Here is a 24,210-nt window from a genome sequence, read left to right as displayed (position 1 = left end):
CCCGGCGGTCGCATCCGTCGAAAGATCGAGACGCACGCGGTTCAATATTCATTCGCCGTTCATCGGCAGAGCGCGCAACGGCGCTGCCGCGCCGTCAGGTCGCTTGCCGCATGAAGCCGTCGAAATACGACGCGAGCCCGGCAAAGTCGTCGAGCGGCAGCACGTTCGCGACATACTGGTCGGGTCGCACCACGACCATGCAGCCGGCGTTACGATCGATGCCCCGCATTGCGAAAACGTCGTGGCCGCTCTTGAGATCCGGACAGAACATCTTTTCGTAGTCGATCAGACCATACCGCCCCTTGCGCGGCAGCAGCAGCGACGGCATCGCCTCGATGGCGAGTTCGCGATGATCCTGCTGGAAGACCGCGCGCAGGTCGATCACGCTGTCGATGTCGGCACCCGTGGGCGTATGGCGCCTGACCGGAGACTCCCTGGCCTCACTGAGGAAATTGCACAGCGCGCGAATGGAAGAGCCTGCCGCCGCGGGATTCTCCGCTGGCGAGAACGCGTAGATGCGGAAGCGGCCATCAGCTTGCGAGGCGTGACCGAGATGGACCGGCTTGGCGTCACCGAGCCGAATGACCGGCGCGGAATGGAAGCGCTTGCCGATGACGAGGCCCTCGGCGAGATGCTGATGCGAGGTCGCACCGGTCAGAAGCGACGGCTTGTAATGCGTCGCGGTGCCCGCGGTGTAGCGGCCGTGCCTGACAAAATAGTCCTGCGTCTTCGCGGCGTCGCCGCCACCGGCTTTCGCAGCCGATGCCAGAATCCCCGCCCACTCCCGGTCGAAGTCGATCAGCTCCTTCGCAACCGCCTGGCGCTCCGCCGAATAGGAATGCAAAAGGCTTGGCGCACACTGCCCGCGTAGCACGGCAGCGAGCTTCCAGCCGAGGTTGAAGGCGTCCTGCATCGAGACGTTCATGCCCTGCCCGGCCTTCGGGCTATGGGTATGGCAGGCATCGCCGGCGATGAAGATGCGCGGCAGGCGCGCCTCGATCTCGGTCTCCGGCACGTCGTCGAACTTGTCGGTGAGGCGCTGGCCGATCTCGTAGACCGACCACCAGGCGATCTCCTTCACGTCCAGCGTATGCGGCTTCAGGATCCGTTGCGCTTTCGCAATCACGTCATCGGCGGTGATGTTGCGGTTGGCGACGCGCTCGCCGACATCGAGTTTCGCGAGCTCGACATAGATGCGGACCATGTAGCCGCCTTCGCGCGGAATGATCAGCAGGCTGCCGTCCTTCGCCGACTGGATCAGCGCCTTGAAGCGGATGTCGGGAAAATCGGTCACCGCCAGCACGTCCATCACGCCCCAGGCGTGGTTGGCGGAATCGCCGTGCAGCTCGCGGCCGATCGATTTGCGCACCGTGCTGCGCGCACCGTCGCAACCAACGACGTAGCGCGCCTTGATGGTCTCGACCTTGCCCTCGTTTCCGGCATCGACGCGTTCGAGGCGCACGGTCACGGCATGATCGGCGGGACCTGCGGCCGGATCGACCTCAAGGTCCAGCAGACGGCGGCTGTAATGGGGCTCGAGCTTGGCCGGCGACTTGCGCATGACGTCGAGAAAGCCGTCATGGATGCGCGCCTGGTTGAGGATGACGTGGGGGAATTCGGACAGACCATCCTCGACGTCCTGCACCCGGCCGCTGCGGACGATCTTCTCCGGCGCGCGCTCGTTCGGCTTCCAGAACGTCGTCTCGTTGACCCAATAGGCCTCCTTCAGAACGCGCTCGCTGAAGCCATAGGCGTGGAACATCTCCATAGTGCGGCAGGCGATACCGTCGGCCTGCCCGACCAGCAGGCGGCCCGGCTTCTGCTCGACGATGCAGGTCTTGATGTCAGGAAATTGCGCAAGCTGGGCCGCGAGCGTCAGGCCCGCAGGGCCACAGCCGACGATGAGGACATCGACCTCTTCAGGTACCGCGCCGGCGGCGCCTGAAGCCTGAACGCGCTCGGCGGGATCGGCGATTTCAGGGTCGCCCGGCTGAAATCCATTGAGATGGAATTGCATGAGCACCTCTCCCGTCAATGTTCTGTTTGGATATTGATCAGTATGCTGACTATCAGTATACTTGTCAATGATCCGGCACCGTCCCTGCCCCAAAGGAGAATTCGGTGAAAGACAACAACGACATGCCCGGCCATTTGGCGCGCCGGTTCCAGCAGATCGCGGTGGCGGTCTTCCTGGCCGAGGTCGAAGATGCCGGCTTCGACCTCACGCCGGTGCAATACGCCGCGCTCGCGACCATCAAGGCCAATCCGGGACTCGACCAGGTGACGCTCGCTGGCTTGATCGCCTACGACCGCACCACCATCACCGGCGTGATCGATCGCCTCGTGCAGAAGGGCCTTGCCGAGCGACGCGCCTCCAGCCGCGATCGCCGCGCTCGCGAGCTCGAGATCACCGACGACGGCCGGCGCACGCTGCGCAAGATCACGCCGGCCGTCGAGTCTGCCCAGCGCATCATGCTGCGCGGCCTCAGCGCGAAGGAAGGCGACGAGCTGATGCGGCTGCTGCGCAAGGCCATCGCCGCCGGCAATGACCTCAGCCGCGCGCCGCTGCGCGAGGCGCAGGCATAGAGCGTTTTCGAGCGACGTGGATACCGGTTCGCGTCAGGAAAACGCCCCGTATTTCTACCGGTGATTGTCGTAGTGCCGCGAAACCAGGAACTAACCTTCGGCTGCTACGGTCGGCGCCATTCGGCGCTTAACGCGCGATTAACTTTGCCGTCGGGAGTTTGGGATGTCGAGGTTCATCATCATCGCGGCGGCCATCGCGCTCTCGACCGTCCCTGTGCTCGCAAACGGTCATGGCGGCGGCGATGCCGCTCCTCCGCCGAAGCCCGAAGCGACGACCGCACCGGCCAAGGTGGTCATAACCAAGCAGGGCCCCAAGCTCGTCGATCTCAAGGGCATGACGCTCTACTATTACGAGCGCGACACCAGCGGCAAGACGTCGAACTGCAATGGCAAGTGCGTCGAGAGCTGGGTTCCGCTCCCCGCAACGGCCGACGCCAAGGCCGTCGGCGACTTCACCGTGATCAGCCGCGACGACGGCAGCAAGATGTGGGCATACCGCTATCGTCCGCTCTACACCTCACCTGCCGACAAGGCGCCGGGCGATGCCAACGGCAACGCCACGACGCTGCAATGGCGCATTGCGCGGCCTGGGGACTAGGAAACGCGCTCTCACCCGCGCCAGCGCGCGCCTGGTCCGGCCTGCGCGTTCTGGCCGGGCGGCAGCACCACGACCGTCGCATTGAGCTTCACCCGGTCGTAGAGATCGATCACGTCCTCGTTGCGCATCCGGATGCAGCCTGACGAGATCGCCTGCCCAATATATTCGGGCTGGTTGGTGCCGTGGATGCGGTAGAGCGTGTCCTTGTTGCCGAGGTAGAGATAGATGCCCCGCGCGCCCAGCGGGTTGGCGGGACCGCCGGGAACGCGCGCCGGATAGGGTCCGAGCCGCGCCTGGATGTCGGCGGTCGGAACCCAGTCCGGCCACTCAGCCAGACGGCCGACACGCGCGACCCCCGAGAAGGCCATGGCTTCCTCGCCGACCGCGACGCCGTAGCGGATCGCCTTGCCCTCGGGCAGCACGTAATAGAGATAGCGCGCGTCGGTATCGACCAGGATGGTGCCCGGCTGCTCCTTGCGCTGGTAGTCGACGATGTGACGCAGATATTGCTCGGGCACGTTCGCCTGCGCGTACGGCGTATGTGCGAGCAACTGCCGGTCGCGCGGCGTCATGCTCGCGTCGGTCGACGGCGAAAGCGTTGTCTGCATGCAGCCGCCCAGCGGCAGCATGGCAACGACGAATAAAGCGATCAGATGTCTTGGCACCGCCGGCCCCCCGATAGCGGATAGCAATGCCCCCAGCCTCGCCAGATGCTGCCCAAATCGTGCTGAAAACAAGGCAACATGGAACAATTGCGCGTGTTCGATGGCGCGGGTTCCATCACCACAAACGGCGGAAGAGCGTCGCATCATCTCCACCCCCTCGCCTTGCTTTGGTCAAACCCGGCTGGACTCGTGCGTCATCGGGCCAGCCTCGTCAGGTTTGGATGGCCCACCTCCACAGATCGGCTCGCGCCAATGCGGACGAACAAGACCTCAAAGGAGCTGCGATGCTCGCGATGCTGAACGCCAAGCAAATCGTCGATGAGATCGTGAAGGACACGGTCAAGGACAACGATCCGCACGACGCGATTCAGATCTCGCCGGAAATCGTGCTGGCCTCGCGCCCCATCAGCGTTGCGCCCGCGCTGGCGCCCGAGATCACGACCCGCCCGGAGCCGAAATTCGCGCCGGAGCCCAAAAGCAATTCGAGCACTTCGAGCAATTCTCATTCGAGCAATCCGGGGCCGAGGTTCAGTCCCGTCTCGGAGCAGCAGGCGGCAGCGCCCTCGGTCGACACCGCCATACGCGTCGCGGCGAGCGATGGTCACAACAGGAAAAAACGATCCGCCGCCGGCAAGTGGCTGCGCGGTGCGTTCGTCACATTCCTGTTTGCGGGCGGCAGCGCGGCCGCGACGGTCGCCTGGGAAAAGCACGGCGACACCGCGAGGCACATGCTCGCCGAATGGACCCCGGCCTTGATGTCGCTGCTGCCTTCGACATCGCAGACCACGCCGGTCGCCGTCGCGCAGGCCGCGCCGCCCGCGGAGCAAGCCGCAGCGGATCAAACGACCGACCAGCCCGCGGTGCAAGCTGCGACCGCTCAACCTGCGACACCGCCCCCGGTTCAAATTGCCGCCGCAGCACCCGCAGCAACGCCGCCCGATGCAACGCAGTCGGTGCAATCGATGACGCGCGATCTCGCCGCGATGACGCAACAGATCGAGCAGCTCAAGGCCACCATCGCCGAGTTGAAGGCCGGACAGGAGCAGATGGCGCGCGAGATGACGAAGCCGCCGGCGCCCAGGCCGGTCGCCGACGCAAGGCCGATCGATCCGCGCGCGCGTGTGTCCGCGCTCCCGCCGCGGACCGCACCGCAGCCGGTCCGCAAACCGAAGCCGGCCGTGTCGCAAACCTACATGCCGGCTTATTCGCCGCCGCCGCCCTCGCAGGCGACCGCGGTCGCGCCACAGGCAGCGCCGGTCGCCACGACGCAAGCCGTTGCCGATGACGACGGACCTGTCGTGCGTCCGCCGATGCCGCTGCGCTAGACAGCAACATCAACGCAACATCGCGCAGGCTGTCCGAGTCGATGTGATGCGTTGAGTCCGGGCGATTACGGGAAGCGACACATCGGTCGTGTTCTTCCAAGAGAAAAGGCCGTCGGGATCTATGCCGCCGGCCTTCTCTTGCAGCTGCCGGTTCCCGGAGCCCGGTTCTGCTGCAATTCCATGCCTTATGATCGCGCAGACATGTTTAATAAAATCTTAATGCGCTCGAATACTGCACATCATTTCTGCGCCATAAGCACAGAGATTGCGCGGCCCGTTCATCGAGAAACATCGACTCAGTGATACCATCCGGCATGTGTTGAAGACGTCTCTTGTCGACTTTGAGTCCTCACACCGGGGGAATTCGGATGCCTTACTACTCCTTCGATCTTGTGGTTGGTGAAGAGTTCAAGAACCAGGGCGGAATCATCCTCGAGGACATCGAGGTTGCCTCCGATCGCGCCGATCAGTTGGCGTGTGAGCTGTCGCAGGTGAAGCCGGAGCTGCAGCAGAAAGGTTGCGCGGTGCGCGTCACCGATCGCGATGACAACGAGCTCTATCGCACGCCGCTCGATCCCGTGCCGGCCTGGCAGCGCTAGCTACTCTTCCAGCGCCGGCGCCTCGAACCAGTTCGTCAGCGACAAGCCGCCGTCGACCACGAAGGCTGCGCCGGTGACGTAACCCGAGAGCTTGTTCGACAGGACAGTGAGCGCCATCGGTGCGAGGTCGTTCGCCTCGCCGAGACGCCCGAGCGGAATGTGCCGCGCCAGCGAGGCATCCGCAACGAACCCGCCGGCCGCGATCGCGCCGGGCACCAGCGCATTGACGCGGATGTTGTGCCTGCCGAACGTCTTCGCGAGCTCCTTCACCAACATCGCCATCCCCGCCTTCGCCGTCGAGTAGTGCGGCAGGTTGCGCGGCGTGCCCGCATGCAGGGAGGTGAGAAACAGGAACGAGCCGGGCCGCCTCGCCGCGATCAGCCGCTTTGCGAGCCCGCGCGCCAGATCAAAGCCGGCATCGAGATTGACGGCGTGCATCTCCTGCCAGGTCTTGCGATCGACGGCGAGCGCATGATCGGCCTCGCGCCGTGGCGGCGAGGCGCTGTGGACGAAGTGTGTCACTTCGCCGAGCGCTGCATCCGAGGCGGCGAGCAGTGCATCGCACGCTTCCGGCCTGGCGAGATCGCCGACCCAGGGTACCGCCAATTCGGGCTTGCCGCTCGTGCTGATTGCGGCGCTCACCCGTTCCGCGCTCACGTCGGCGAACACCGTGCGGACGCCCTCGCCGACCAGGGCCTGTGCGATCGCGCGGCCGATGCCGTTCCCCGCGCCGGTGACGAGCGCGGTGTCTTTTGCGGGATCGAACGGCGTGCTGAACAGGCTCATGTCGCTCTCCGGGGCCGGGAGACGGCCAGGTTAGCGCACCGCACGACGGGGCGACAATTGCGGCCTGGCACCATTGCGGAGCGGCGCGCCGGACGCTAGCCTCTCGCCAAAATCGAGGAGGTACCAAGGATGCGTTATGGTTTTCTGATGACGGGCCTGTTGCTGCTTGCCGCGCCGGCCCAGGCGGCCGACGCGCCGCGGCGCTCGACCTATGTGACGATGGTCTTGCAGGCCTTCGCCGCCAAGGTCGAATGTCCGGGCACCGATCTCGTCTATCAGGACCTCGTGCAGAAGGCGCAGCAGATGAGCCTGCCCGACGGCACCACCGAGAAGGTGCGCAAGGCGATCGCCTGGATGCATACCGGCGGCAAGATGGGCGAGAAGCAGGACGACGATCTGATGGCCGAGGTCGCGGTGGCGACGCAGGCGACCGACATGGACCAGCGCCGCCTCGGCATGCCCGGCTGGTGCGAAGCGCAGAAGACCAATCTCGCCGGCCTGATCCGCGGCAAGGGCGGCTAGCGGTATCTGGCGACGTCGGGCACGCCGCAGGGAAACTCCGCTCCGGCCCATAATCGTCACATTCCTCGCCAGCATGCGGGCTTCTTCGCACAGGAGAACCGCATGCTGATCACTCGTCTCATTTTCGCCGGCGCGCTCGCGGCGAGCGCCGTGCTGGGCGCCCCGGCACTGGCAAAGAATACCGACGCCCAGAAGGGCGAGGAGAAATCGACCTCGTCCTCATCGTGCAGTGCCTATCAGCAGGCGCCGGACGGATCGTGGGAACCGCTCCCCTGCAAGGAGACGGGCGAGCGCAGCCAGCCGCAGACGCAGCATCGATCCCCGTCAAGGGGACCGGATCGAGAGGAACGCTGAAGCGCTTGCCTGATCAGCTGTGGTGCGGACCGCGGATGATCTTCATGGCGTCTTCGATGTGGCGCCATTCCTTGGCCTCGTCGGCCTCGCCGCGGCCCTCGCAGGCCTGGGCCTGCTCGGCGGCCTTCGCAATCGCAGCGAAACCATGCCGTTCCAGCATCTGCCGCGCAACGGTATGGACCTGGATCTCGGACATCATGGGCGCTCTCCCGTTTGACCAAACCGCGGCGCAGCGCGCGACTGTCGCCGCGGGTCCTTCACAACGATCTCGCCGCAGGTCCCGTTCCGCTGCCGGAACGACAAAGGCGGCCCGCCATGCCCGGCGGACCGCCTTCTCACCCACCCCAAAATGGGCAGTCCTCAGTCGCGTCCCCTACGCGACCGCCGCTTTCTTGCGCTCGAAGTCGTTGGGCACCTCGATATCGACCTCCAGGGTCGACACCTCGTCGCCACGCTCGAGCCGGACGATGACCTTGGTCGGATCCAGCGTCACATGCTTGGAGACGACCGCGAGGATTTCCTCGCGCAGCACACCGAGCAGGTCGGGCTGGCCGCGCATTCCGCGTTCATGGGCAAGCAGGATCTGCAGCCGTTCGCGCGCGACGGGTGCAGAGGCCTTGTTGCCACGGAGAAGCCGGAGCAGACCCATACTCATGCAGCCCTCCGTCGCAGCAGACGATCCATGAAGCCCTTGCGCTCGGCCGGCACCTGCATCGGCACGGTGTCGCCGCACAGCCGCCGCGCCGCGTCGATATAGGCCCGCGCCGGAGCGCCATCCGCGTTCGACAGCGTCACCGGCGTGCCGACGTTGGAGGCCTTCAACACGTCCTGGCTCTCGGGGATGATGCCGAGCAAGGGCGTCGCGAGGATTTCCAGGATGTCGTCGATGGTCAGCATCTCGCCGCGCGCGGCGCGCGAGGGATCGTAACGCGTGATGAGAATGTGCTTCTCGACGCGCTCGCCCTTCTCGGCCCGCACCGTCTTGGAATCGAGCATGCCGATGATGCGGTCGGAATCGCGCACCGAGGAGACTTCCGGATTGGTGACGATCACGGCCTCGTCGGCAAAGCGCATCGCCATGGAGGCGCCGCGCTCGATGCCGGCCGGGCTGTCGCAGATCACCCAGTCGAAGCGGCTGCGCAAATCGTCGATGACCTTGCCCACGCCCTCTTCCGTCAGCGCGTCCTTGTCGCGGGTCTGCGAGGCCGGCAGCAGCCAGAGGTTCTCCAGCCGCTTGTCGCGGATCAGGGCCTGCGGCAGCTTGGCGACGCCCTGCACCACGTTGATGAGGTCGAACACGACGCGGCGTTCGGCGCCCATCACGAGGTCGAGGTTGCGCAGGCCGACGTCGAAGTCGACGACGACCACCTTGTCGCCGCGTTGCGCCAGCGCGGCTCCCAGTGCGGCGGTCGTCGTGGTCTTGCCGACGCCGCCCTTGCCTGATGTCACGACCAGTACCTTGGCCATCTCAAATATCTCCTTCTGGTCAGTTCAGCGCAGTAATTCGCATGGTGTTGCCCTGCAGCCAGGCCTGGGCCGGCTTGCCACGCAGGGCCTCGTCGATATCGTCGGCAGTCTGATAAAACCCATCGATTGCAAGCAGTTCGGCTTCGATCTTCTGGCAATAGATGCGCGCGCTCGTGTGACCGTTCACGCCGGCCATGGCGCGGCCGCGCAGCGCGCCGTAGATGTGGATGGAGCCGCCGGCGACGACTTCGGCGCCGGAGCCGACCGAACCCAGAATCGTGACATCGCCCTCGGGGAAGATCACGGTCTGGCCGGAGCGCACGGGGGCCTCGAGCAGCAGCGAGCTGGGCTTGGTCTCGGCCTTCGTCTCGGCTTTCTTCGGCGCGGTCGGCTCGACCACGCAGCTGCGCCCGCCCGAAAGCAGCGGCGGCATCATCGGCGTCAGCCGGCCCTCCTCCACGCCCTCGATGCCGAGCACGCGGATGTTGCGGTCCTGCAGACTGGTGAGCAGATGGCCGATGCCGGACTGGCTGAGATCGACCGAGGACAGGTCGATCACCACGGGCCGGCCGGCAAAGAAGCCCGGCGAGCGTGCGATGGTGGTATCGATCTCCTGCAGCCAGTCCTGGATCGGAACCGTCGGCACGAACACGAAGGCCACATAGGAGCGCCCGCGCAGGCGCACCATTTGGCGTTGGACTTTTGCTGCAGCCTCCATAGCGGCCGACTCGTTCCCTGTTATTGAATGGTTAACGATGCGGCCGATATGGTTAACGGGCGGTTAATTCCTCCGTTGCGTTACGTGGATGGGCTGGCCGGCGTGAGGGAGCGCTCCATCCAGGCTGCGCGCTCAGACCTCGTAGGCTGGGCAAAGCGCAAGCGCGCCCACCATGGCAAGTGGAGCAAGGAATGGTGGGCACGGCGCAAGGGCGCCTTTGCCCACCCCTACGAGAGTTATGCGCTCAGCTCTTGTTGCGCATCTTGCTGAGCAGATAGTTGTCGTAGAAGTTTTCCGCGATCTGCGTGTAGAACAGCAGCTCCTTCATGTACGCGTCGTGGCTGTCCTTGGTCCGCTTGAACAGGTCGCTCTTGGCGGCGAGCTCGTTCAGATGGTCCTGGGTCGCGGTGTAGCAGGCCTCCAGCACCGGCTGCGGGAACGCCTTGAGCTCGGCGCCATTGGCAATCAGCCGCTTCAGCGCCGCCGGATTCACGCTGTCGTATTTTTCGAGCATCCAGGCGCCGGCCGCAGATCCCGCCTGGTTGACGATGGCCTGATACTGCTTCGGCAGCGAAGCCCACTTCTCGTCGTTGACGATCATGTGCAGCATGGCGCCGCCCTCCCACCAGCCGGGGAAGTAGTAGTATTTGGCGACCTTCTGGAAGCCGAGCTTCTCGTCATCATAAGGACCCACGAACTCGGCCGCGTCGATCGTGCCCTTCTCGAGAGCCGGATACACATCACCGCCCGCGATCTGCTGCGGCACGACGCCGAGCCGCGCCAACACATGGCCGCCCATGCCGGCGATGCGGAATTTGAGACCCTTGAGATCGTCGACGGTCTTGATCTCCTTGCGGAACCAGCCGCCCATCTGGGTGCCGGAATTGCCGCAGAGGATGGCGTGGGCCTGGAAGGGCTTCAGCGCCTCGTTGGCGAGCTCGGCGCCGCCGCCGAAATGCCACCACGATTCCTGATGGCGATGGTTCATGCCGAACGGCGCACCGGTGGCATAGGCCAATGCCGGCTCCTTGCCGATGTAGAAGTAGAGCGGCGTCTGCGCCATCTCGACCGACGCGACGCTGACGGCATCAAGCGCCTGCAAGCCGGGAACGATCTCGCCGGCGGCAAAGGTCTGGATCTGGAATTTGTTGTCGGTGGCTTCCGCGACGTATTTCGCAAAGGTCTGCGCAGTGCCGTAAATGGTGTCGAGCGACTTCGGGAAGCTCGACGTCAGGCGCCATTTGATCTCGGGCGCGCTCTGCGCGATCGCAGGTGCAGCCACCAGCGTCGTGGCGCCGGCGACCGCGCCGCCCTTGAGGAATGTACGGCGTTTCATGCTGGGGGCTCTCCCTGAAGGTAAGTTTCAAACAAAAACATATTGGCTTTACGGCCACGATCTTCGCGGATCGCTTGCCCGTTCCTGTAGTGGAGTTCAAGCTGCGAGCGAAAGGCCTGTAGCCCGGATGGAGCGTAGTGCAATCCGGGACGGTGCCGCTGACGTGCGCGATCCCCGGATGACGCTTTCGCTCCATCCAGGCCACGAGGCTACGTCTGTCCCTTAGAGCAGCTTCGCGCTGACGAACAGCGCGCGCACGGCGTTGGTTGCCTGCACCGCGAGCATCGCGTTACCGGCAGCGCCTTCCAGCGCCGCAACCGCCTCCTCGTGCAGGGAGCGGAATTCCATCCACTCGACCGACTTGAAGTTGGTGAGGAATTGATAGGCCTGTCCGACCGTCGCGATCGCCAGCGTGTCACCGTTCAACTTGATCTTGAACGTCGTACGCAGTGGGGTCTCGGAGCTTGCTGGATCACTCATGGGCTGCTTCTGGAGGACAACGGCTTAACGAAGGGGAAACGGCAGCCCCGCCGCAGCAGGCAAAATTTCAGGAGTCGGTGCTCGCGCGCTGCGAGGCGGTCGCCGAACCGCTCAGGCTCGGCACGACGATGAGGCGGTTGAACTCGCCATTGTCGTAGGCCTTGAGGAACCGCTCATAGTCCTTGATCGAGACGCAGCCGTTGGAATCACCGCGCGGTCCGAGCATGTAGTTGTGCGTGAGCAGACCGACGCGGCCGAGCGCGCTGGTGCCTTCGGCGGGGGTCATGCGCAGCGCGCGGACGCCGTGGAACAGTTTTTCGCGCGGCTTCAGGTCGTAGGTCGCGGGCGGCGTCGCGCCGAGCATGCGCTGATCGACATGCTCGGGGTCGTCCATCAGCGGGCCCATGCCCGAATGCGCTTCCAGCGCGACACCGCTCGGCAGGTAAAGGGCCTTGGCCTTGATGTCATAGACCGCCGTCCGCGAATCGTAGCCGAGGGCGGCGAGGTCCGGCGCCTTGGCGAACAGGCCGTCGCCAGGGGTCAGCGAGGCCAGCTTGATCTTGTCGGTGAATTTCTCGAAGAAGTTGCGGTTGTCGACCCTCGGGTTGGTCTCCGCATAGGCTTGGCTCGAGGCGATCTGGGCGGAGAAGTCCGCCTGGCTCGGGCGCGAGCGCGGCATCGGGACGGCGTCGGCGCGCTGCGAGGGCCTCGCCTCCTCGGCCGCCGGCCGGTCGTCTTCGGTGAGGGTGGAACGCCAATCGTTGCCCTGGAGCTTTTGGGCGAGCATCGCCCTGGCGTCGCGCAGCTTGATCTGGACCGCGTTCACGGCGGAGCGCTCCAGCGTCCGCAGGCCGAGATCGCGGGCGGGCGAGTTGCCAGACGCCGAAGCGAACCGGTCGTCGAACGAAGGGCCATTGGTCGGCGGCAACGCGGCAGAAACCAGCGGGGTCGAATAGCCCAAGCCTGAATCGCCCAAGCCCGAATCGCCGATGTCCGCAACCCACGCGGCGGCGCCGAGTGCCAGCGCGACGGCGGCCATAGACAGCAGTATTGTCTCGGCTCGCCCAATACGGCGGCGCGACAACAGCCTCTCGGCTTGTGCGCGGTCGGAAACCATCAGATCCCCAAATCGACCCCCGGGGGGCCCAACCCCCACCCGGAGACTCTATACCAGCTACCACATTGGGAGCCAAAAGTTAGGCATAATCGCGGCCGGCAAGGCATCCCAGGAGCATCTCAAGAAACATCTCAAGGGCACCTGAGAGGTATCCCATGACCGATCCTTTCGACCTGGAACGGTTCGTCCAGGCCCAAGATCCGGTTTTTCGCGACGTCCAGGGGGAGCTGACCCGGGGCCGGAAGCGGAGCCACTGGATGTGGTTCATCTTCCCGCAAATCGCCGGCCTCGGCTTCAGCGCCATGTCGCAACGCTACGCCATTGCCTCCCGCGCGGAGGCCAGGGCCTTCCTCGCCCACCCCGTCCTTGGCCCGCGCCTGATCGCATGCACGAAGCTCGTGCTCGCCGTCGAGGGACGAACCATCCACGCTATCCTCGGCGCGCCCGATGACGCCAAATTCCGTTCGTCGATGACGCTGTTCGGCGCTGTCTCCGGCGAGCCCGTTTTCGATCAGGCACTCGCCCGCTATTTCGCCGGCGAGCGCGACGGCGCGACGCTGGAGATCCTGGCGAATCTCGATTGATCAGCGGCCCTGGAAGATGGCCGCGCGACGCTCGATGAAGGACTGAATGCCTTCCTTCGCATCGGCGCTGCCGAGCACGCGGTCGCGAATCTTGGGGATGTAGGCGATCGCAGCCGCCTCGCCGCCTTCGATGTATTTCGCAGCCGCTTCCTTGGTGACCTGGATACCGAGCGGCGCGTTGCGCGCGATGATGGCGGCCAGCGCCATCGCCCGCTCAACCTGCTCTCCCGCCGGCACGACCTCCTGGACGAGACCGATCGCGTGGGCCCGCTCGGCCGAAAACTCGTCGCACAGGAACAGATGGTACATCGCATCGCCCCAGCCGGCGCGCGTGAGGAAGCGGAAATGCGCGCCGCCGAGCGGTGCGATCCCGCGCTTGGACTCCATCTGGCAGAAGCGTGCATCTGAAGCCGCCACGACGATGTCGCCGGCGAGCATGAGCTCGATGCCGATCGTGAACACGATGCCCTGCACGGCGGTGACGACAGGCTTGCGACAGCGCCTGGCAAGGCCGAACGGATCGACATTGCCCTCTTTGATGTTGCGCTTCTCCGCCGTCGGGCCGAAGAATTTCGGCATGTCGAGACCGGCGGTGAAGTCCTTCCCATCGGCGCAGATCACGCCGACGCGGTAGGCCTCTTTGTCGTGCAACTCGGTCAGCGCATCGGACAATTGCTCCATCATCGCCGGCGTGAACGCGTTCTTCTTCGCGGCATTGTCGATGATGATCTTGAAAACATGGCCATGCGCCTCGGTGCGGATGTGACCTTCGCTCATTCGTCTCTCTCCAGATTGTTCGCGTGGTGTTTGCAGCAAATCAGGCCCGCGGCTGAATGGCCGCGCGGATCGCCTCGATCCGCTCCGGCGTGAACACGCCGGAGTCCAGCAGTTGGAGGATCGAGAGCACGCCGCCCCGCGATCCCCAGCTTCCCTCGTCGATGATCTCGAAATTGACCCACCAGGTCGGCGCCGGCGCCTGCATCCCGCAGGCCTCTGCAAGCCGCGCGAGCACGTTGCGGATCACCTGCGCCCGCACCTCGGCAGGCCAGGCCGCGTTCATGACCGCGACATTGACGGTCATGATGTCGCGCGGGGGGGCCTGATCGGACAAGAGCCGGCCGCCGATTGCCATGCAATCGGCCGGCAAGTCGCGGAAGTGCACCTGAAAGCCCATTCGCGCCGCCGGCACATGCTGGCCGACTTCCGGCTCGAGCACGGCGTCGGTCAGGCTTTCCGCAAGACGGCGACGCTGCGCCAGGCTGAGCCGGCCTGCAGGCGCAGTCACGGTGATGACGGTCACGGCGGCCCCTTTCCATGAATATGACACGCGTCATATTCATGTACAGCTTGCCTATGTCAAGTGTCATAGTCTAGATAAGACGGCCAATCGCGGAACACCCCATGACCACCACACGCGACAAGATGATCGCCGGCGCCGCCGACCTGATGAGCAGGCGTGGCGTCAACGCCACCAGCATGCGCGACGTCGTCCGCCACACGACGACGCCGCGCGGCTCGATCAGTCACCATTTTCCGGACGGCAAGCCGCAGTTGATCGCCGAGGCCGTGACCTTCGCCGGCAGGCAGGTGTCCATTCCCCTGGAGAAGGCCATGAACGAACGCGGCGTGATCGGCGGCCTCAGAGCTTTCGTCGCGTCGTGGCGCCGGCGGCTGGAAGCGACCGGCTTCGAGGCAGGTTGCCCGGTGCTCGCCGTCGCCGTCGACCGCTATGTCGGTGAGCCCAGCGACAAGGGCGACGAGACGGCGCAGGAGCATCTGCTCGATCTCGCCGACGGCGTGTTCGCCGATTGGCGGCAGATCATGCGCGCCGCCCTGCTGCGCGAAGGGCTCGCTGCGGAACGAGCCGAACGGCTTGCAACGCTCGTCGTCGCCTCGATCGAAGGCACGGTCGCGATGTGCCGCGCCAGCCGCAGCGCGGATGCGCTCGATCAGGTCCTGGCAGAGCTGGAGACGGTCCTGTCCGCCGCCCTCACCTACACCACCAAATAGACGGAATACACATCGATGGATTTGTCCCGACAACGCGAACTCGCCCGTCATCTCGCCAGTCTGCGTCGCGACGGCCGGCAACAAAGCGGCCTCGACGAGCGGCTGGTGCCGCCGGACGCCGACACGGCGTACCGCGTCGCGCAGATGGTGAAAGAGGAATTGGGCTGGGACGTCGTCGGCTGGAAGATCGCCGGCATGAAACCGGGACTCCAGCTCCAGCTTCGCATCTCCTCGCCTATCTATGGGCGGGTGTTCGCGCCCCTGATCAGGACCTCGCCCGCGAGCGTCGAGCACGCCAGGCAATGCAGCCCGATTCCGGAGGTCGAGTACCAGGCACGCCTTGGCGCCGACCTGCCGCCGCGCGCGAAACCCTACGACGTCGAAGAGGTCGGCGACGCCGTCGCCTCGCTGCATCCCGGCATCGAGCTCGCAGAATGCCGCTTCGTTCACGACGCGGCGTTTCCGCCGATGCCCGCGATCATGGCCGATGGCTCCGGATCGGGAACGATCGTCCTGGGCGAGGCGATCGCCGACTGGCGCAGCCGGGACATCGCGACCCAGGAAGTCGTGCTGAATTGCAACGGCGCGGAAAGGCGCCGCGGCAGCGCCGCAGAGGCCATCGATCATCCCCTGGTGCCATTGACCTGGCTCGCCAACGAGCTGTCGCGCACCGGGATCGGCCTCAAGGCCGGACAAACGATCAGCACGGGCACGCTCACGGGCATGCTGCGGCCGAAGGCGGGCGAAACCTACGTCGCCGATTTTGGTCCGTTCGGAACCGTGAGCGCGACCTACGCCTAAGGCATGTCCCCGAAGCTCGCGCTTAAGACGAATGGACGCATGCAGGGGTGGCATGGCGGCCGGCAACGTAAACTTCGGATTAATACCGGCTGCCTAAAGTTCGCGCAGAATAATTTTCTCCCGCGCCAATGCCGGACAGAACATGAAAATCGGTACGCTCCTGACCACCGCCATCGTCTCGCTCTCGACAGTGGGCGGCGGCCTCGCCGTCTACGTCGCCGTGACAAGGTACCAGACGATGGAGCGGATCACCGAAGCCCAGGGACGGCTCGCGATCGTCCGCGCCGCCAGTGACATCCCGCGCTATCTCAACCCCGAGCGCGGCTTTTCGACCAACATCCTCTATGGTCCCGCGACCATCGACCCCGCGCTTCTTGTCGAGCAGGACAAATTGCGCAAATCGACCGATGGTGCGCGCGACAAGATGAACGCGCTGCGCAAGGAGCTGCCCGGCCCGTTCGACGACGGCGCCACCATCGGCAGCAACATCGACGGCATCAATGCGAAGTTCACGGCGCTGCGCAAGGCGATCGACAAGGCGCTGGCCGGGCCGGCCGAAGCGCGCAAGGATGCCGCCAAGAAGATCGTCGCCGACAACGCCCTGCTCAACGGCGGCGTGACCGCGCTGCTCAACGAGCAGGTCCGCCGCATGGCGATCCTCAACGGTGACGCCTATCGCCAGGCCAGCTACGCCAACATCGCGATGACGCTGCGCGACGTCGGCGGCTTCAACTCCAGCCTGCACAAGAACCTCGTTGGCGGCAAGAAACCGGCGACCGACGCCGAGAAGGCCGAGATCAGCCGCTCCCAGGGCCGCAACGATCAGATCGTGATGTCGCTGCTGGAATTGCGCGGCAGTCCTGCAACTCCGGCGAACGTCGCCGCGGCGCTGGAGAAGTTCAACGCGATCTATGTCGAGGAGTTCGGCCGCGAGCTCAAGCTGGTGAAGGACGGTGCGGTCAGCGGCAAGTACGAACACGACATGGACACCTACTACGCCGCCACGCAGCGCGGCCTCAGCACCATCATCGATGTCCGCGACGCCTTCTACGACAATGCCGAGCAGATCCTCGCCGGCGCTTCGGCCGCCGCACGCACCAGCTTCACCATCGCGCTGCTCGGCCTTGTCGCCGTGCTGATTGCGAGCGTCGGGCTCGTCGTGATCGTGCGCCGCCGCGTCTGCGCGCCGATCATCGACCTGACCACGCGGATGTCGCGGCTTGCCGACGGCGAGGTTGCGGAAGAGATCCCGGGTGCCGAGCGTTCCGATGAGATCGGGGCGATGGCCGCGGCCGTTCAGGTCTTCAAGGACAACATGATCCGCGCCGATCGGCTCGCCGCCGAGAAGCAGGCCGAGAACGACGGCAAGATGCGCCGCGCCCAAGCGCTCGACGAGCTCACCCGCGCTTTCGAAGCCAAGGTGACCGAGCTCGTCGGCGGCCTGTCGAAGGCCTCCTCCACCATGGAAACCACGGCGCAGTCGATGACCTCGACGGCGGCCCAGACCAACAGCCAGGCCGCCGTCGTCGCCGCAGCCTCCGAGCAGACCTCGACCAACGTGCAGACGGTCGCAAGCGCGACCGAGGAGCTGACCTCCTCGATCGCCGAAATCGGCCGTCAGGTCGCACAAAGCACCGAGATTGCGGCCCGCGCCGTCGACAACGCTCGCCGCACCGGCGACACCGCGCGTGCGCTCGCCGAGGGCGCCCAGAAGATCGGCGACGTCGTCACGCTGATCCAGAGCATCGCCGAGCAGACCAACCTGCTGGCGCTGAACGCGACCATCGAGGCCGCCCGCGCCGGCGATGCCGGCCGCGGCTTTGCCGTGGTCGCATCCGAAGTGAAGTCGCTGGCCGGCCAGACCGCCAAGGCGACGACCGAAATCTCCGAGCAGATCACGGCGATCCAGAGCGCGAGCGACGAGACCGTGGCCGCGATCCGCAACGTCGCCGACGTCATCGGCGAGATCGACCAGATCGGCACTGCGATTGCGGCGGCGATCGAGGAACAGGGCTCGGCCACCAAGGAGATCGCCCGCAGCGTGCAGGAAGCCGCTCGCGGCACCCAGGAGGTCAACACCAACATCACTGGCGTGCAGCGCGCCGCCGACGACACCGGTGTCGCCGCGCGGGAAGTGCTGGGCGCAGCCGAGCGGCTTTCGACGCAGTCGCGCGACCTCGCCGGACAGTTCGACCGCTTCCTCGGCGAGGTCAGGGTCGCGTAACAACAACCGGCGAGGTCAGGCGGCCCTCGTCACCATCCGCCTGCGCCCCAGCTCGATGAAGGGCACTTCGACGAAGCGCCACATCAGCCAGGCCGCCGGCGTCGTGATCAACAATCCGGCCAGGAACAGGATCGTTGCACGGATGACCGGCTGCTGGTCGAACGGCAGAAGGCGGGCCACGATCACAAGTCCGACCATGTGCAGAAGATAGAAGCTGTACGATATTCGCCCGTAGAACCGCGCGATCCCGACATCGAACGGCCGTATCGCGACAAGCTTGCGGGGCCCGAAGGCCGCAAGGCAAACCAGCACGGACGCACAGAGCGTTTCAAACGCGATCGTGACAGCGGTCTGCTTCCGAACCGCGACAATGACCATCACGACGAACGCAGCGATGGCAACATACGTTGCGCGGGACGATTGCCATGCCCTGCTCAGCGGGATCCCGTCCGATTGCAGGAGCAAGCCGACGACGAAGGCATAGAGCGGCGCGAGATTGGTGAAGCCCCCCAGCAAATGAACATATGGCCCCCAGAACGCGATTGCGAAGAGAAAGGCGATCAGGATCCATACCGGCGTCGTGCCATGACGCCTCAGCAGCGCGTGGGATATCAGGATCACCGGAACTGCGACGCACTCCACGGTCAAGGACCACATCACGCCGTTGATGTCGCTCTTGATGAGGAGCGCATTGAGGACAACGTTGAGCGGATCAAACGACGGCAGAAAGCCCACATAGAAGCCGAAGCTTTGATAGGCCAGCGTCAGCAGAAGCACCGTCGTGATTGCGGCCGGCAGCAGCCTGAACAGTCGGTGACGCACGAAAGTGACCGGATCAGGATCGCGATCCAGCGATCGCGCGAGAAGAAAGCCGCTGAGCACGAAGAAGACGACGACCGGCGCCATTCCGCCGGCGACCATGTCCCAGGACAGCATGCAGGCGTGGAACGCGAGCACTGACACGGCCGCATACCCACGCATAGCCTCGAGTCGCGGCAGAAACGCCGAATTCCCACGCATGTCCATTGCGCTGAACGGTTAGCGCAGCAACTCACCCGCGGCAACCGTGCCCGGGCGCGGAGCAAGGCTTGCGCCTCTCAATAAGGCGGCGCCTTGCGCGCCCGCTGGGCCTTGGCCGCCTCGATCCACCATGCGAGATCGTCGGCAAAGCGCGGGAACGAACGCTCCAGCGCCTTGCCGCCCTCGCCGATCGGCTCGGCCTCTGCCGACAATGTCTGTGCGATCGGGCCGACGCCGATGGTGCTCGACACCACCACCATGCCCATCTCCGACAGCGTGCCGTGCCACGCGGTCGCGGCGCGGGCGCCGGACAGTCGGCCGGCCGAATAGCTCGCGATGGCGGCCGGGCGCCAGAACCACTCTTCGAGGAAGTGGTCGGTGAGGTTCTTCAGGCCGGGCTGGATGCCCCAATTGTATTCGCCGGTGACGAAGACGAACCCATCGGCGCCGCGGATCTGCCCGGCCAGCTTCTCCAGCGCCTCCGGTGCGGCTCCCTTGGGGTACTCCTTGTACATGCGGTCGAGCATCGGCAGGCCAATGGCCTTGGCGTCGATGAACTCGACCTCCTCGCCGCGACCGCGCAGGCCATTGATGACGAAATTCGCAAGGCGGATGCCCATGCGGTCGGAACGGTAGGAACCGTAGAGAACGAGGATGCGATTGCTCATGATGGCGGTATCATAGCACGAAACCGCTCATGCGCAGCTCCCTTTGTCGCGGGCCTCAGTGCGTCGCGCGATACGGGGCCTGGCGCGGCATCGACCGGCAGGCCAGGCCGTCGGCCAGCAGCTTCATGTCATCATGCCTGCCGCTGCGTATCAGCCGTCCGAACTCTTCGGGTGTGAAAGGAAGACTTGGATCATCATCGATCGGGCGCCGCATCCGCGGGCCGAACAACCGCCGAACCAGGCTAGCCAGCCGCCGCATGTCAATTCCCTCGCGCCAGCAACAAACCTCTCAATCCGCACATTGTTCCTCCCGCACGAACGAGATTGCAAGAGGCCGCTAACCGCTCCGCACCAAAAATTTCCGCGAGAGAAAAATCTCCTCCCGCTTCGCGTGAGTCGGCGCGTCGCATCGTCCGATGCGCGCATCAATCGGCGAATCCGACGAAGCGCACGAAGTCGTCATTGTGCTCGCGATCCGAGCGAACGGCATTGGCGGCAAAGCTGTCGTCGGGATAGCCCATCGCGACGCAGGTCATGATCACCTCGTCCTCCGGAATCGTCGCGACCTCGCGCACGATGTCGGAGCGCATGATGCCCTGCCCGTTGATGACAGAGCCGAGGCCGCGATCCCAGGCAGCGAGCACGATGCCGTAGCAGAGCGCGCCGAGATCGAAATGGCAGACCGCGCCGGGATCGAGCACGCGGTCATAGGTCAAGACCAGCGAGACCGGCGCGTCGAACTGGCGGAAGCCACGCAGCACCCAGTCCTGCCGCATCGGCTTGTCGTCGCGCGCGATACCCATCGCGCTGAACAGTTGCTTGGCGATATCGACCTGCCGCGTGCGGTGAACGCCCTGGTATTCGCCATGGCTGACGATGTCGCGCTTGACCTTGGCGCCGCCAACCATCTCCTCCATGTTGCGGCGGCGCACCTCTTCCAATGGTACGCCCGTGAGCACGTGGACATGCCAGGGCTGGGTGTTCATCGACGACGGCGCACGTTTGGCGCTGTCGATGATCGCCTCGATCACCGTGCGCGGCACCGGCTCGTTCCTGAAGCCGCGCACGCTGCGGCGCGACTGGACCAGCATTTCGAATTCCACCTCAAGACCTCCCTGCCGTTCATGTCGCCGGCATTGCAATTGTAATGCGTGAGCGGTTGCCGATGCGGCGCGCGAAATCTATGCTAACCCGCAAGCAAGACCAAGAACCCTGTGAGGACTCAACAATGCCTGCACCGCTCGATCCCGTCATCGCCCAGATCATTCCGCTGCTGCCGCTGCGCGATCCCACCACGATGACGCCACAGAGCGTCCGCGATGCCTTGCGCGCACTGGCTGCCTCGCGTGCGGCTGTGCCGCCGCCGCCGGTCGAGACCGTGCAGGATATCAAGGTGAAAGGCGGTGCAGCCCCGCTCGACGCACGCGTCTATCGGGTCGGCACCACACCGGCGCCGACCGTGGTGTTCTTCCACGGCGGCGGCTGGGTCGCGGGTGATCTCGAGACCCATGACCGGCAGGCGCGCAACCTCGCGATCGAGACCGGCGCGGTCGTCGTCTCCGTCGACTACCGCCGCCCGCCGGAGACACGCTTTCCCGGTGCATTCGAGGATGCCTTTGCCGCGGTGAGCGACGTGTTTGGCCGCGTCGCGGAATTTGGCTGCGATGCGACGCGCCTTGGCGTTGCCGGCGACAGCGCCGGCGGCAATCTCGCCGCGACCACCGCAATCGCCTGCCGCGATGCCGGCATCAAGCTCGCCGCGCAACTGCTGGTCTACCCCGTCACCGACGTCGTCGGCGCTTACGCCGATGCGCGCGAGAACGCGCGCTTTCCCTCACGCAGCGAGAATGCCGAAGGCTATTTCCTCACGCGCGCCACGATGGAATGGTTCTGCGGCCACTATCTCGCCGATCCCGCTCACGCGACCGACTGGCGGGTCTCGCCGCTGCGCGCCCCCTCCCTCGCCGGCCTCGCACCCGCCATCGTCACCACCGCCTGGTTCGATCCCCTGCGCGACGAGGGCGCGGCCTATGCGCGGGCGCTGGAAACGGCCGGCGTGCGCGTCAAGCACCACGAAGGCCCCGGTCTGATCCATGGCTATTTCGGTCTCGGCGACTCCTCGGATGTCGCGCGCGCCGAGGCGCAGCGTGCACGCGCCGACTTCAAGGCGCTCCTCACGCGAGGCGCGTGAGGACCGGCTAGGTACGGCGCGCCCGCGGCACGTGGGTGTGGCCCCAGGTTTCGTCCCAGTCCTGACCGGCGGCATCGACGACCCGGCCGTCGGCCTCGAAGAACTTGTTCGGCACCTGGAAGATCGCCAGGATCAGCGCGCCCTCCGGACACCAGGCGGCGTGGCGGCTGCCCGCCTCGCGCCAGATGAATTCGCCGGCCTTGCAGGCAATCCCCTTGGCCGGGCCATCCTTGTCGACGAGCGCGCCTTCAATGACGTAGCTCTGCTCGATGCCGACATGCTCGTGATCGGGCAGCACCGATCCCGGCGCAAAGCGCATGAGCGCCGTCATCAGGCCCGTGCGGCGATCGAACAGCAGCGTCTTGGCCTCGCAGCCCGGAAACCGCGTCGTCTGCCAGTCCATGGCCTCGGGTTGAACCAGATGAGAATGCTGGTCGGCGGTCGGCGGGCTCGTCACGGCTTCCATGGCAACGCTCCGTTCCTGCGGCAATCGGCTGAGCCTAACAGGTTCGCACCGCGCGGTCAGCGCGCAGTGCAGCAAGCAGCGGCGCGAATCCGGGAGCCGCCTCGAAGCCGCGAGCGTCAAGGCGAAATGCATTCATCGCGCGCTGCAAAATATCAGCGCCGGCGGCCGTCACGCGCCGATCCTGCTTGATTGCGCCACGATTCCCGGCTCCAATCGCCTCGCCATTTCTGGTTTAGGAGACACCCATGATGAAGCGGATCTTCCTGGCAGCGATCGTTGCCACCTTTGCAGCAGGCTCGGCCCTTGCGGACGACACCTGCGAGAGCAAGGCCGTCGGCAAGGACGGCAAGGCGCTGGCCGGCGCCGCCAAGACCTCGTTCATGAAGAAGTGCAAGGCCGACGCCTGCACGCCCAAGGCCGTCAGCGCCGACGGCAAGCCGCTCGCCGGTGCCGCCAAGAACAGCTTCATGAAGAAGTGCGAAGTCAGCGCGTAAGGCGCAGCGGTTATTCGCCCCACTCTCATGCCCCGGACGCAGCGCAGCGCTTCCCCGGCGACGTGAAGCATCGTCCGGTGCAGCGATGCGCTGCAGAGCCGGGGCCCATGCAACCGCACACAGTCCGATCGATGGGTCCCGGCTCTGCGGCGCATCACCATAGCGCGACGAAGACGCGCGTTAACGCGCTTTCGGCACCGCACCGCGTCCGGGACACGAGGCCGGACGTTCGGCTCAACGCCCCATCAAGCTCACTCCCGCCTGAACCGATAATCGAACGCACCGTCCAGCGGCTTGATCAATCCCACCGTCGGCGCCGGAAAGTGGATCGGCAGGATCAGCGTGTCGGTGTCCGCAACGGAGGCGAAGAATTTTCGCCGCGACACCGCCGACTGTTTTGCATCCCAATCCGGCTTCGCCGACCAGTCCGGCTCGCGACACTGGATCTGGTGATGCATGAGATCGCCGGCGACCACCGCGCGCTGCCCCTTCGAAAAGATGTTCACGCAGCAATGGCAGGGTGAATGCCCCGGCGTCGGCGTCAGCGTGACGGTGTCGTCGAGCGCGTAGTCGTCATCGACCAATAGCGCCTGCCCGGCCTCGACGATCGGCAGGCAATTGTCGCGAAACACGGTGCCGGGCGGATTGCTGCCCTTGGCACTCTCCACCTCCCAGGCCGCGTATTCGCGCTTGTGGAAGACATATTTCGCGTTCGGGAACGTCGGCACCCAGCGCCCGTCGCGCAAGGTCGTGTTCCAGCCGGTGTGATCGATGTGGAGATGCGTGCAGAACACGTAGTCGATTTGCTCGAAGCCGATGCCGAGCGCGAACAATTCGTTGCGCCAGCGCTCCTTGCCCGGAAAGTCGAACGGCGGCGGATGGCCCTTGTCCTCGCCGGTGCAGGTGTCGACCAGGATGGTGTAGCGCGGCGTGCGCACGACGAACGTCTGGTAGGTGATCACCATCATGCCGCGCGCGGCGTCGAACACCTCCGGCTCCATCGTCGGCAGATGGCGCTTGAATACGCCCTCGTCATAAGCCGGGAAAAAATCCTGCGGCCGCCGCCACGGCCCTTCCCGCTCGATGACGGCGTCGATGGTGATGTCGCCGATCCTGAGCTGCTTCATCGCCGTTTCACTCCCTTTTTTGAGGGAGCGTAGCGGCTGGCGTGGGGCCGTTCAAGCGGCGCGATGCGGACA

General features: G+C 65.4%; 30 protein-coding genes. 12 read left to right on the top strand and 18 right to left on the bottom strand.

Annotated features, from left to right (window positions below; genetic code table 11):
- Window positions 1–94: 94 nt before the first annotated feature.
- Window positions 95–2,017 (bottom strand): FAD-binding monooxygenase, encoded by a 1,923-nt coding sequence (locus RAD15_RS03705; RefSeq protein ID WP_458174447.1) that lies wholly within the window; start codon window positions 2,015–2,017, stop codon window positions 95–97.
- Window positions 2,018–2,121: 104 nt separating this feature from the next.
- Here RAD15_RS03705 and RAD15_RS03700 point away from each other — a divergent pair, with 104 nt between their 5' ends.
- Both RAD15_RS03700 and RAD15_RS03695 read left to right on the top strand, forming a co-directional pair.
- Window positions 2,122–2,586 (top strand): MarR family winged helix-turn-helix transcriptional regulator, encoded by a 465-nt coding sequence (locus RAD15_RS03700; protein ID WP_458174445.1) that lies wholly within the window; start codon window positions 2,122–2,124, stop codon window positions 2,584–2,586.
- Between the two features lie 163 nt (window positions 2,587–2,749).
- Entirely contained in the window at window positions 2,750–3,184 is a 435-nt protein-coding gene (locus RAD15_RS03695) for a COG4315 family predicted lipoprotein (RefSeq protein ID WP_458174443.1), read from the top strand.
- Window positions 3,185–3,195: 11 nt separating this feature from the next.
- Here the strand turns inward: RAD15_RS03695 and RAD15_RS03690 are convergent, their stop codons facing one another.
- Window positions 3,196–3,813 (bottom strand): L,D-transpeptidase, encoded by a 618-nt coding sequence (locus tag RAD15_RS03690; RefSeq protein ID WP_458175027.1) that lies wholly within the window; start codon window positions 3,811–3,813, stop codon window positions 3,196–3,198.
- Between the two features lie 320 nt (window positions 3,814–4,133).
- Between RAD15_RS03690 and RAD15_RS03685 the strand changes: the two genes are divergently transcribed.
- Together RAD15_RS03685 and RAD15_RS03680 are read left to right on the top strand one after the other, a co-directional pair.
- A complete protein-coding gene (locus RAD15_RS03685; protein ID WP_458174441.1) occupies window positions 4,134–5,174 on the top strand; it encodes a hypothetical protein in 1,041 nt (346 codons plus the stop codon).
- Window positions 5,175–5,542: 368 nt separating this feature from the next.
- Window positions 5,543–5,773, top strand: coding sequence for a DUF6894 family protein (locus tag RAD15_RS03680; RefSeq protein ID WP_458174439.1), 231 nt, complete (start codon window positions 5,543–5,545; stop codon window positions 5,771–5,773).
- Here the strand turns inward: RAD15_RS03680 and RAD15_RS03675 are convergent, their stop codons facing one another.
- Complete coding sequence (locus RAD15_RS03675; protein ID WP_458174437.1) at window positions 5,774–6,559, bottom strand: SDR family NAD(P)-dependent oxidoreductase; 786 nt, start codon at window positions 6,557–6,559, stop codon at window positions 5,774–5,776.
- A 129-nt stretch (window positions 6,560–6,688) separates the two neighbouring features.
- Here RAD15_RS03675 and RAD15_RS03670 point away from each other — a divergent pair, with 129 nt between their 5' ends.
- Together RAD15_RS03670 and RAD15_RS03665 are read left to right on the top strand one after the other, a co-directional pair.
- Window positions 6,689–7,081, top strand: coding sequence for a hypothetical protein (locus RAD15_RS03670; RefSeq protein WP_458174435.1), 393 nt, complete (start codon window positions 6,689–6,691; stop codon window positions 7,079–7,081).
- Window positions 7,082–7,183: 102 nt separating this feature from the next.
- On the top strand, window positions 7,184–7,435 hold the full coding sequence (locus tag RAD15_RS03665; RefSeq protein ID WP_458174433.1) for a hypothetical protein: 252 nt from the start codon (window positions 7,184–7,186) through the stop codon (window positions 7,433–7,435).
- Window positions 7,436–7,448: 13 nt separating this feature from the next.
- On the opposite strand, the gene RAD15_RS03660 is transcribed toward RAD15_RS03665, so the two are convergent.
- From RAD15_RS03660 to RAD15_RS03630, 7 genes are all read right to left on the bottom strand, one after another.
- On the bottom strand, window positions 7,449–7,634 hold the full coding sequence (locus RAD15_RS03660) for a hypothetical protein (protein ID WP_458174431.1): 186 nt from the start codon (window positions 7,632–7,634) through the stop codon (window positions 7,449–7,451).
- A 174-nt stretch (window positions 7,635–7,808) separates the two neighbouring features.
- Complete coding sequence (minE, locus tag RAD15_RS03655) at window positions 7,809–8,090, bottom strand: cell division topological specificity factor MinE (RefSeq protein WP_028136732.1); 282 nt, start codon at window positions 8,088–8,090, stop codon at window positions 7,809–7,811.
- Entirely contained in the window at window positions 8,087–8,902 is an 816-nt protein-coding gene (gene minD, locus RAD15_RS03650; protein ID WP_458174429.1) for a septum site-determining protein MinD, read from the bottom strand. Before minD ends, minE begins: the two co-directional genes overlap by 4 nt.
- A 19-nt stretch (window positions 8,903–8,921) precedes the next feature.
- Window positions 8,922–9,620, bottom strand: a complete 699-nt coding sequence (gene minC, locus RAD15_RS03645; RefSeq protein ID WP_458174427.1) for a septum site-determining protein MinC — start codon at window positions 9,618–9,620, stop codon at window positions 8,922–8,924.
- A 244-nt stretch (window positions 9,621–9,864) separates the two neighbouring features.
- Complete coding sequence (locus tag RAD15_RS03640; protein WP_458174425.1) at window positions 9,865–10,956, bottom strand: TRAP transporter substrate-binding protein; 1,092 nt, start codon at window positions 10,954–10,956, stop codon at window positions 9,865–9,867.
- Between the two features lie 222 nt (window positions 10,957–11,178).
- Window positions 11,179–11,436: a hypothetical protein gene (locus RAD15_RS03635; RefSeq protein WP_237858175.1), complete on the bottom strand. Its 258-nt coding sequence runs from the start codon at window positions 11,434–11,436 to the stop codon at window positions 11,179–11,181.
- A gap of 67 nt (window positions 11,437–11,503) precedes the next feature.
- The gene (locus tag RAD15_RS03630; protein WP_458175025.1) at window positions 11,504–12,484 is read right to left on the bottom strand and encodes a DUF2778 domain-containing protein; all 981 of its coding nucleotides are present in this window, start codon (window positions 12,482–12,484) and stop codon (window positions 11,504–11,506) included.
- 224 nt (window positions 12,485–12,708) lie between these two features.
- Here RAD15_RS03630 and RAD15_RS03625 point away from each other — a divergent pair, with 224 nt between their 5' ends.
- Window positions 12,709–13,137: a DUF1810 domain-containing protein gene (locus RAD15_RS03625; RefSeq protein ID WP_458174423.1), complete on the top strand. Its 429-nt coding sequence runs from the start codon at window positions 12,709–12,711 to the stop codon at window positions 13,135–13,137.
- Here RAD15_RS03625 and RAD15_RS03620 read toward each other — a convergent pair whose 3' ends face one another.
- Both RAD15_RS03620 and RAD15_RS03615 read right to left on the bottom strand, forming a co-directional pair.
- Window positions 13,138–13,914: a crotonase/enoyl-CoA hydratase family protein gene (locus tag RAD15_RS03620; protein WP_458174421.1), complete on the bottom strand. Its 777-nt coding sequence runs from the start codon at window positions 13,912–13,914 to the stop codon at window positions 13,138–13,140.
- Between the two features lie 40 nt (window positions 13,915–13,954).
- On the bottom strand, window positions 13,955–14,437 hold the full coding sequence (locus tag RAD15_RS03615) for a tautomerase family protein (protein ID WP_458174419.1): 483 nt from the start codon (window positions 14,435–14,437) through the stop codon (window positions 13,955–13,957).
- A 101-nt stretch (window positions 14,438–14,538) separates the two neighbouring features.
- Between RAD15_RS03615 and RAD15_RS03610 the strand changes: the two genes are divergently transcribed.
- From RAD15_RS03610 to RAD15_RS03600, 3 genes are all read left to right on the top strand, one after another.
- The gene (locus RAD15_RS03610; protein WP_458174417.1) at window positions 14,539–15,147 is read left to right on the top strand and encodes a TetR/AcrR family transcriptional regulator; all 609 of its coding nucleotides are present in this window, start codon (window positions 14,539–14,541) and stop codon (window positions 15,145–15,147) included.
- 15 nt (window positions 15,148–15,162) lie between these two features.
- Window positions 15,163–15,948 (top strand): 2-keto-4-pentenoate hydratase, encoded by a 786-nt coding sequence (locus tag RAD15_RS03605; protein WP_458174415.1) that lies wholly within the window; start codon window positions 15,163–15,165, stop codon window positions 15,946–15,948.
- A gap of 142 nt (window positions 15,949–16,090) precedes the next feature.
- Entirely contained in the window at window positions 16,091–18,172 is a 2,082-nt protein-coding gene (locus RAD15_RS03600) for a methyl-accepting chemotaxis protein (protein WP_458174413.1), read from the top strand.
- A gap of 15 nt (window positions 18,173–18,187) precedes the next feature.
- Here the strand turns inward: RAD15_RS03600 and RAD15_RS03595 are convergent, their stop codons facing one another.
- The 4 genes from RAD15_RS03595 to RAD15_RS03580 form a co-directional block, all read right to left on the bottom strand.
- Complete coding sequence (locus RAD15_RS03595; protein WP_458174411.1) at window positions 18,188–19,153, bottom strand: acyltransferase family protein; 966 nt, start codon at window positions 19,151–19,153, stop codon at window positions 18,188–18,190.
- 116 nt (window positions 19,154–19,269) lie between these two features.
- The gene (locus tag RAD15_RS03590) at window positions 19,270–19,860 is read right to left on the bottom strand and encodes an NADPH-dependent FMN reductase (RefSeq protein ID WP_458174409.1); all 591 of its coding nucleotides are present in this window, start codon (window positions 19,858–19,860) and stop codon (window positions 19,270–19,272) included.
- A gap of 55 nt (window positions 19,861–19,915) precedes the next feature.
- Entirely contained in the window at window positions 19,916–20,119 is a 204-nt protein-coding gene (locus RAD15_RS03585; RefSeq protein WP_458174407.1) for a hypothetical protein, read from the bottom strand.
- Window positions 20,120–20,285: 166 nt separating this feature from the next.
- Window positions 20,286–20,963 carry a nitroreductase gene (locus RAD15_RS03580; protein WP_458174405.1) on the bottom strand — a complete coding sequence of 226 codons (678 nt, stop codon included), beginning with the start codon at window positions 20,961–20,963 and terminating at the stop codon, window positions 20,286–20,288.
- A gap of 125 nt (window positions 20,964–21,088) precedes the next feature.
- Here RAD15_RS03580 and RAD15_RS03575 point away from each other — a divergent pair, with 125 nt between their 5' ends.
- Entirely contained in the window at window positions 21,089–22,051 is a 963-nt protein-coding gene (locus RAD15_RS03575) for an alpha/beta hydrolase (RefSeq protein WP_458174403.1), read from the top strand.
- A 7-nt stretch (window positions 22,052–22,058) separates the two neighbouring features.
- Here the strand turns inward: RAD15_RS03575 and RAD15_RS03570 are convergent, their stop codons facing one another.
- The gene (locus tag RAD15_RS03570) at window positions 22,059–22,517 is read right to left on the bottom strand and encodes a cupin domain-containing protein (RefSeq protein WP_458174401.1); all 459 of its coding nucleotides are present in this window, start codon (window positions 22,515–22,517) and stop codon (window positions 22,059–22,061) included.
- Window positions 22,518–22,762: 245 nt separating this feature from the next.
- On the opposite strand from RAD15_RS03570, the gene RAD15_RS03565 reads away from it, so the two are divergent.
- Window positions 22,763–23,011 carry a hypothetical protein gene (locus RAD15_RS03565; RefSeq protein WP_458174399.1) on the top strand — a complete coding sequence of 83 codons (249 nt, stop codon included), beginning with the start codon at window positions 22,763–22,765 and terminating at the stop codon, window positions 23,009–23,011.
- 251 nt (window positions 23,012–23,262) lie between these two features.
- Here the strand turns inward: RAD15_RS03565 and RAD15_RS03560 are convergent, their stop codons facing one another.
- Window positions 23,263–24,138: an MBL fold metallo-hydrolase gene (locus tag RAD15_RS03560; protein WP_458174397.1), complete on the bottom strand. Its 876-nt coding sequence runs from the start codon at window positions 24,136–24,138 to the stop codon at window positions 23,263–23,265.
- Window positions 24,139–24,210 lie beyond the last annotated feature (72 nt).

The organism is Bradyrhizobium sp. 14AA, from assembly GCF_054185205.1.
The sequence above is the reverse complement of the archived record's forward strand: the minus strand, read 5'-3'. Positions and strand labels throughout refer to the sequence as shown.